Origin of the sequence: Microbacterium sp. Beta (genome assembly GCF_005502545.1) — a bacterium.
Taxonomy (GTDB): Bacteria; Actinomycetota; Actinomycetes; order Actinomycetales; family Microbacteriaceae; genus Microbacterium; species Microbacterium oxydans.
Window position 1 is genome coordinate 1 of sequence record NZ_SCOG01000046.1, and the last position, 8,001, is coordinate 8,001.

Annotated in this window: 7 protein-coding genes; all 7 read right to left on the bottom strand. The window is 66.9% G+C overall.

Annotated elements, in window-relative coordinates:
• Positions 1 to 11: 11 nt before the first annotated feature.
• Complete coding sequence (locus FFS56_RS20165; protein WP_052748585.1) at positions 12 to 863, bottom strand: type IV toxin-antitoxin system AbiEi family antitoxin domain-containing protein; 852 nt, start codon at positions 861 to 863, stop codon at positions 12 to 14.
• Positions 864 to 1,114: 251 nt separating this feature from the next.
• Positions 1,115 to 1,894 (bottom strand): phosphate ABC transporter ATP-binding protein PstB, encoded by a 780-nt coding sequence (gene pstB / locus FFS56_RS20170; RefSeq protein ID WP_017828973.1) that lies wholly within the window; start codon positions 1,892 to 1,894, stop codon positions 1,115 to 1,117.
• A 28-nt stretch (positions 1,895 to 1,922) separates the two neighbouring features.
• Positions 1,923 to 3,026, bottom strand: a complete 1,104-nt coding sequence (gene pstA, locus FFS56_RS20175; protein WP_058633071.1) for a phosphate ABC transporter permease PstA — start codon at positions 3,024 to 3,026, stop codon at positions 1,923 to 1,925.
• Between the two features lies 1 nt (position 3,027).
• Positions 3,028 to 3,978, bottom strand: a complete 951-nt coding sequence (pstC, locus tag FFS56_RS20180; protein ID WP_021199103.1) for a phosphate ABC transporter permease subunit PstC — start codon at positions 3,976 to 3,978, stop codon at positions 3,028 to 3,030.
• Positions 3,979 to 4,070: 92 nt separating this feature from the next.
• Complete coding sequence (gene pstS / locus FFS56_RS20185) at positions 4,071 to 5,177, bottom strand: phosphate ABC transporter substrate-binding protein PstS (RefSeq protein ID WP_058633070.1); 1,107 nt, start codon at positions 5,175 to 5,177, stop codon at positions 4,071 to 4,073.
• Between the two features lie 171 nt (positions 5,178 to 5,348).
• Entirely contained in the window at positions 5,349 to 6,338 is a 990-nt protein-coding gene (locus FFS56_RS20190; RefSeq protein ID WP_127012520.1) for an NUDIX domain-containing protein, read from the bottom strand.
• On the bottom strand, positions 6,335 to 8,001 hold a 1,667-nt coding region (gene ppk1 / locus FFS56_RS20195; protein WP_137772341.1), incomplete at its 5' end, for a polyphosphate kinase 1. The genes ppk1 and FFS56_RS20190, both read right to left, overlap by 4 nt.

Consider the following 8,001-nt stretch of genomic DNA (forward strand, 5'->3'; position numbering starts at 1 on the left):
GGGTGGTGGAGTCAGACCGCCGGCGCGAGGTGGGCTCCGCGTGCGACGGCGCCGCGGATCGCGGCCTCGACGAGATGCCACTCGTCGACGATCAGCTCATAGGTGAAGCGCAGAGTCGTATACCCGGCAGCGGCAGCCGCGGCGTCACGCCGTAGGTCCTTGCTCCGCTCCTTCTCCCTGGCATGGTTCTCCCGGCCGTCGGCCTCGACGATCAGGAAGTCGCCGATGACGAGGTCGACCTCCCCGACACCGGAGACGTGAACCTGGGTCCTGACCGATATCCCGATCCGGTGCAGCCGAAGCCGGATGAGCGATTCGAGCCCGCTGTCCGCATCCGCACGAGCGAAGGCGACGAGCCAGCGCATCGACGTCGGAAGATGGCGTCGAAGCCAGATCAGCCCAGCGGGGGAGAGCAGTGATTGTCGCAAAGCCGATTCGAGCGCGGTGAAGAACGTGTCCTCGCCGCAGCACGCCGCGATCTGAAGGAGCGCATTCGGGACGGGCGCGGCTTCTCCGACGCGAACGTGGCCTTCATCCCAGTGCAGCACGCAGGCGTCGCACTGCGATCGTGGAGTCCCTGCAGCTCCCATCCAGATGTGATTCGTGGAAGGAAGCTCGAGCACCCAGAGCCCGTGCGCCGCTGCCGCTTGGGCACATCCGACCGTTCCTCCGTGAGACGCGGCATGGATCCAGGCCTCCGCAGTGTCGGGCAGCGCATAGACACCCTGACGCGGTCGCAGTACTTCACCGGAGTGCACCGCGCGCGAGAGCTCATCGCGGCTCACACCCCTCCGGCGAAGCTCCGATGTCCGTGCCATCCGCCCGAGCGCGCCCAGCACAGAAGCGGCGCGCACGAAGGACATGGCCCGATACTGCCCTGAGCACGCCATCGGTCGAGGCCGAAACCGCACGAGCTATGGACAACTCCCTGCATTCCGCGCCGGTGCAGGCACAGTGCACCTCGACCCGGGTAAGCCGAAACCCAGACCATCCGACGGTGCGACGGCGTGTCAACAGCTGACACGCCGGCAGCCACTCGAGTGGTCTGGGTTTTGGAGCAACAGCAGCAAGGGAGGCAGGGGAGGGGAATCAGCAGTAGGGGAGAGCAGTGGGCTCAACCGAAGCGGCCGGAGACGTAGTCCTCGGTGGCCTGCACGGACGGAGTGGTGAAGATGCTCGTGGTGTCGTCGTACTCGATGAGCTTGCCGGGCTTGCCGGTACCGGCGATGTTGAAGAACGCCGTCTTGTCGGAGACGCGGGACGCCTGCTGCATGTTGTGCGTCACGATCACGATGGTGAACTCGTTCTTGAGCTCGCCGATCAGCTCCTCGATGGCGTAGGTCGAGATGGGGTCGAGCGCGGAGCAGGGCTCGTCCATCAACAGCACCTGCGGCGACACGGCGATCGCGCGCGCGATGCACAGACGCTGCTGCTGACCGCCGGACAGGCCGGAGCCGGGCTTGTCGAGGCGGTCCTTGACCTCGTTCCACAGGTTCGCACCCGTGAGCGACTTCTCGACGAGCGCATCCTGATCGCTCTTCGACATGCGGCTGTTGTTGAGCTTCACGCCGGCGAGGACGTTCTCCTTGATGGACATCGTGGGGAACGGGTTGGGGCGCTGGAAGACCATGCCGACCTGTCGACGCACCAGCACCGGGTCGATGCCGGGGCCGTAGAGGTCCTTGCCGTCGAGCAGCACCTCTCCCTCGACGCGGGCACCGGGGATGACCTCGTGCATGCGGTTGAGCGTGCGCAGGAAGGTGGACTTGCCGCAGCCGGAGGGGCCGATGAACGCGGTCACGCTGCGCGGCTGGATGTCGAGGGAGACGCCCTCCACGGCGAGGAAGTCGCCGTAGTAGACGTTCAGGTCGTTGACTTCGATGCTCTTGGACACTGCAGTTCCTTGCTTTTCGGGTCGAGGCTCAGCGGCCGGTCTTGGGGGCGAAGATCTTCGCGACCAGCCGCGCGATCAGGTTGAGCAGCATGACGATGATGATGAGCGTCAGGGCGGCGGCCCATGCTCGTTCCACGTATGCCTCAGCGGGAATGCCCTGGTACGCGTACTGCGAATACGTGAACACCGGAAGGGTCTGCATGCGACCGCTGAACAGGTTGTAGTTCATGGCGTCGGTGAATCCGGCCGTGAGCAGCAGCGGTGCGGTCTCGCCGATCACGCGGGAGATGGCGAGCATCACACCCGTCGTGATGCCGGCGATCGACGTCGGCAGGACCACCTTGACGATCGTGAGCCACTTCGGCACGCCGAGCGCGTACGACGCCTCGCGCAGCTCGTTCGGCACCAGCCGCAGCATCTCCTCGGTGGAGCGCACGACGACCGGGATCATGAGCACGGCCAGGGCGACCGAGCCCGCGATACCCATACGCACACCGGGCCCGAAGATCAGCGCGAACACCGCGTAGGCGAAGAGACCAGCGACGATCGAGGGGATACCCGTCATGACGTCGACGAGGAACGTGATGGTGCGTGCCATCCGTCCGCCCTTGCCGTACTCGACCAGATAGACGGCCGTCATCAGGCCGATGGGGATCGAGATGATCGCAGCAGCCAGCGTGACGAGCAGCGTGCCGATCACCGCGTGCAGGGCGCCGCCTCCCTCGCCGAGCACACCACGCATCGACGAGGAGAAGAAGAGTCCGTCGAAGCGGGCGACGCCGTTGGCGACCACGGTGATCGCCACCGAGACCAGCGGGACCATCGCGATCGCGAACGCCGAGGTGACGATGCCGGTGATGAGACGGTCGAGCGCCTTCCTGGAACCCTCGACGATGCGCGACATCACGTAGATGAGCACGAGGTAGATCACAGCGCCGAGCACGACGGAGCCGGCGATGTTGAGGTCGGATCCGCTGGCGACGGCCTCGAGGGCGAACGGCGTGAATCCGATCAGGAGCGAGACGGCGAGCAGGGCCCAGGGCGCCCAGCGGGGGAGGTGTCCCGAGCTGAGCGAGAGCTGAGAGGGGGCCGCGCTGGCCGTGCGAGCGGACTCGGGGGCGGTAACGGTCATGTCAGTTCGCTCCCGAGAATTCCTTGCGGCGGTTCACGAACCAGCGTGCGAGAGCGTTCACCGCGAACGTCACGACGAACAGGATCAGACCGGTCGCGATGAGGATGTTGATGTTGACCTGGTACGCCTCCGGGAACGTCAGCGCGATGTTGGCGGCGATCGTGGAGGGGTTGGTGGAGGTGAGCAGTTCGAACGTGACCGCCTTGCTCACCGAGAGCACCATCGCGACGGCCATGGTCTCACCGAGCGCGCGGCCGAGGCCGAGCATCGAGGCGGACACGATTCCGGAGCGGCCGAAGGGGAGGACAGCCATCCGCACCATCTCCCAGCGGGTGGCTCCCAGGGCGAGGGCTGCCTCCTCGTGGAGGCGAGGGGTCTGCAGGAAGATCTCGCGGCAGATGGCCGTGATGATCGGGACGACCATGACCGCGAGCACCATGGCGGCGGTGAGGATCGTGCGGCCCGTGGGCGAGACCACACCGTCGAAGAAGGGGATCCAGGAGGCGTTCGTGTTCAACCAGACGTAGATGGGCTGAACCGCCGGCGCGAGGACCAGGATTCCCCAGAGGCCGAACACGACCGAGGGGACGGCGGCCAGTAGATCGACCACGTAGCCGAGCCCTTGGGCGAGGCGGCGCGGGGCGTAGTGCGTGATGAAGAGCGCGACCCCGAGCGAGAGGGGGACTGCCAGCAGAAGGGCGAGGAAAGCCGCCCACACGGTCCCGAACAGGAGCGGGCCGACGTAGTCCCAGAAGTTGGTCTTGAGGAGCGAGGCGTCTTCGGCCGTCGCGGTGAAGGCGGGGATCGACTGAACGATGAGGAAGATCGCGACCGCGGCCAGCGTGATCATGATCATGGATCCGGCGGCGACCGCCGTTCCGGAGAACCAGAGGTCACCGGCGCGTTTCTTCGCGACGATGCGCGTCGACGCCGGCGAGGTCGTGGCTGTCATGGGAGCTGCTTCCTGCTCAGTGGAGATCGGGTGTCTGACGCGAGCAGACGGTCTCCGGGATGCCGCGGGGCATCCCGGAGACCGTCACCAGCTCACTTGATGAGGTCGATCGCAGCCTGTGCCTGCGTGCGCAGGTCGTCCGAGATCGGGGCGCTGCCGGCGTTGGTCGCGGCGGCTTCCTGGCCTTCGGCGCTGATCGCGGTCGTGAAGAACGCCTTGGTCAGTGCAGCGACGTTCTCGTCCTCGTACTCGGCGCAGCCGATGAGGTAGCTGACGAGGAGAACCGGGTAGGCGCCTTCGGCGGTGGTGGTGCGGTCGATCGCGAAGGCGAGGTCACCGTCGGTGCGGCCTTCCTCGATCTTCGAGGCGTCGAGCGTCGCTGCGGCGCCCTCGGCCGAGTGCGGCACGAACTCGTCGCCGACCTTGACGTTGACCGACGAGAAGTCCGCCGCCTGCGAGGAGTCGATGTAGCCGATGAGGCCCTGACCGCCCTTGACGGCGTTGGCGACGCCCGAGGTCTTCTCCGCGGACTCGCCGGCGAGGTCGGCCGGCCACTCCTCGACGCTGCCTGCGGTCCACACGTCACCCGCGGTCTGCGCGAGGTAGTCGGTGAAGTTGCCCGTGGTGCCCGACTTGTCGGAGCGGTGCACGGGGGTGATCGCGAGGTCGGGGAGCTTCGCGTCGGGGTTGTCCTTGGCGATCGCCGGGTCGTTCCAGTTGGTGATCTTGCCGGCGAAGATCGACGCGATGGTCGTCGGGTCGAGGTTCAGCTCGTCGACCCCGTCGAGGGAGAAGACGATGGCGATCGGCGACACGTAGGCCGGGATCTCGACGAGGTCGGAGCCGTCGACGCAGGCGCCGAAGCCGCCGGCCGAGATCTCGTCGGTCTTGAACGCACGGTCGGAACCGGCGAAGTTGACCGCGCCCTGCTGGAAGGACTCGCGTCCACCACCGGAGCCCTGCGGGTCGTACTCGACCTGGGCGTCGGGGTTGGTCTTCTGGAACTCCGCGGTCCAGGCCTGGATGGCGACCTGCTGCGAGGAGGCGCCGGCGCCGACGAGCGAGCCGCTGACCGCTGCGCTGTCGGAGGTGGGAGCGTCGGTGGAACCGGTGCCTGCTTCGTTCGCGGCACAGCCGGCGAGTGCGAGAGCGGCGACGGCGCCAATGGCGCCGATTCGTGCGATTCGGGAGATCTTCACTGTGGATCCTTCGATCTGGAATGGGTGGGGCCCGGTGCAGGGCACACAGTGACGCTATGGGCGACGGTTAACGAGACTCTCCCGAGCAGGTGAACGGCAGGTGAACGGCGGGCGACTCTCTGGGGGTCTCCCGCGGGATTCCGGGCCTGGGCCGTTGAGCCTGTCGAAGCGTCAGACCTTGGGGACGTGCGTCTCGATCGCGATGATCCCGGATCCGGGGTTGGTCGCAGAGAGATGCACGACCGAGAACGCCGCCGGTTCGAGGTCCGACGCACTGCTGAGATACGACCCTTGGATGGTGCCGGTCGCCAGCGCGATCTCCGAGAGCAGGCCCGGCAGCACGGGGCCGTGACTGCACACCACGGCCGGCTTGCCTGCGCGGATCCGGCGGCCGACGACGGAACGCAGATCGGAGTCTCCGTCCTCCCAGGCGTCCTGGCTGATCTTCTCGGTCTTCACGATCTTGCGATCCAGCGCGCGCGCGAGCGGAGTGACCGTCTCGACACAGCGCACCGCATCGCTCGACACGATCCGGCGCACGCCGAAGGCACGAAGCGGTCCGACGATCGACTTCGCCTGCTTCCGTCCGCGGTCGGTCAGGGGGCGGGAGGCGTCGGATCCGTCCCACTCCGAGCGGGGAGTGGCCTTCGCATGGCGCAGCGCGATCACCGGGAACGTGCGCAGCACACCGTCGTCGACGAGCTTGGCGAAGAAGTCCAGGATCTCGAGATCGACCGGGTAGCTCAGGCGTGCGCGGGCCTTCTTCACGCTGACCCACTCGAGCGCGGCGATCTCCCGGTTCGGCACGAAGGTCGATTTGCGGATGGCCACGTCTGTCGCCTCCGCGGCCCAGTAGTGCACGACCTTCTGCTTCTGCGAGGCGAGCAGGTACCGGCTCACGCCGACCGAGACGCCCAGCGACACCCGGATGCCGGTCTCCTCGTGCACCTCGCGGACGGCGGTCTCGGCGAGCATCTCGCCGGGGTCGACCTTCCCCTTGGGCAGCGTGACGTCACGGTACTTGGTGCGGTGGATCAGCAGGATGCGCAGCTTGCCCTCGACCACACGCCACACGACGGCACCCGCCGCGTACACCGCCTTGTCCGTCCACTTCGCACTCGTCGTCGTGTCGGCCGGGAGCTGCAGCTGCCGGCCGCTCATCGAACCGCCCGAGCCCGACGGCGCCGCTGGATCAACCCCATGGTCTTATCCTGCAGGTCGATCAGAGGCTTGCCGTCCGCATCCGTGGCGTGGCGCGTCCAGACTCCCTCAGGGCCGAGGTGCCACGACGAGGTGCCGTCGTCCATCGCCAGGTCGAAGAACGTGCTGAGCTCCTTGAGGTGGGCGGGGTCGGTGACGCGCACGAGGGCCTCGACACGACGGTCCAGGTTGCGGTGCATCATGTCGGCGCTGCCGATGTAGACCTGCGGGTCGCCGCCGTTCTCGAAGGCGAAGATACGCGAGTGCTCCAGGTAACGTCCGAGGATGCTGCGAACCGTGATGTTGTCGCTGATGCCGTCGAGGTCGGTGCGGAGACTGCAGATGCCGCGCACCCAGACGTCGACCTTCACTCCTGCCGCGCTCGCCCGGTAGAGAGCGTCGATGATCTCCTCGTCGACCATCGAGTTCACCTTGATGCGGATGTGCGCGGGGATGCCGGCCTCGGCGTTCTTGCGCTCCGCGTCGATCTGACGCACGAGCCCCTTGCGCAGGTGCAGAGGGGCGACCAGCAGGCGCTTGAACTTCTTCTCGATCGCGTAGCCGCTGAGTTCGTTGAACAGACGCGTCAGGTCTTTTCCGACCTGCGCATCCGCGGTGAACAGTCCGAAGTCCTCGTAGATGCGGCTGGTCTTCGGGTTGTAGTTGCCGGTGCCGACATGCGAGTAGTGCTGGAGCTTGCCGTCTTCCTCGCGGATCACGAGGGCGAGCTTGCAGTGCGTCTTGAGTCCGACCAGGCCGTACACCACGTGCACGCCGGCCTTCTCCAGCTTGCGGGCCCAGACGATGTTGTTCGCCTCATCGAATCGCGCCTTCACCTCGACGAGCGCGAGCACCTGCTTGCCCGCCTCGGCCGCGTCGATGAGCGCCTGCACGACGGGGCTGTCTCCGGAGGTGCGGTACAGCGTCTGCTTGATGGCGAGCACGTGCGGGTCGCGGGCGGCCTGCTCGAGGAACGCCTGCACGCTGGTGGTGAACGACTCGTACGGGTGGTGGACGAGCACGTCGGACTTGCGGATCGCTTTGAAGATGTCGGCCCGGGTGCTCGATCCTGCGGGCTGGAAGGCGACGGCGGTGGTGGGCAGGTGCGGCGGGTACCGCAGGTCGGGGCGATCGATCCGCGACAGGTCGAAGAGTCCGCGCAGATCGAGCGGCCCTGGAAGGCGATAGACCTCCAGGTCGGTGATGTCGAGTTCCCGGACCAGCAGGTCCATGGTCACGTCGTCCATGTCGTCGGTGATCTCGAGCCGGATCGGAGGCCCGAACCGGCGACGCAGCAGCTCGGCTTCGAGCGCCTGGATCAGGTTCTCGCTCTCGTCCTCCTCGATCTCCACGTCTTCGTTGCGGGTGAGACGGAACGCATGATGGTCGAGCACCTCCATGCCGGGGAAGAGGTCGCCGAGATGGTTGGCGATGAGCTCTTCGAGCCGCAGGAAGCGCTTGATCTCGCCGCCGCCCGGTACCTCGACGAAGCGGGGGAGCATGGGCGGCACCTTGAGACGCGCGAACTCCTGGCGCCCCGTGCGGGCGTTGCGGATGCGGATCGCGAGGTTCAGCGACAGACCGGAGATGTACGGGAACGGGTGGGCGGGATCCACGGCGAGGG

Coding starts and splice junctions, on each gene's coding strand:
- FFS56_RS20165 (WP_052748585.1), bottom strand. CDS start 863: ATGTCCTTCGTGCGCGCCGCTTCTGTGCTGGGCGCGCTCGGGCGGATG.
- pstA (WP_058633071.1), bottom strand. CDS start 3,026: ATGACCGTTACCGCCCCCGAGTCCGCTCGCACGGCCAGCGCGGCCCCC.
- pstC (WP_021199103.1), bottom strand. CDS start 3,978: ATGACAGCCACGACCTCGCCGGCGTCGACGCGCATCGTCGCGAAGAAA.
- FFS56_RS20190 (WP_127012520.1), bottom strand. CDS start 6,338: ATGAGCGGCCGGCAGCTGCAGCTCCCGGCCGACACGACGACGAGTGCG.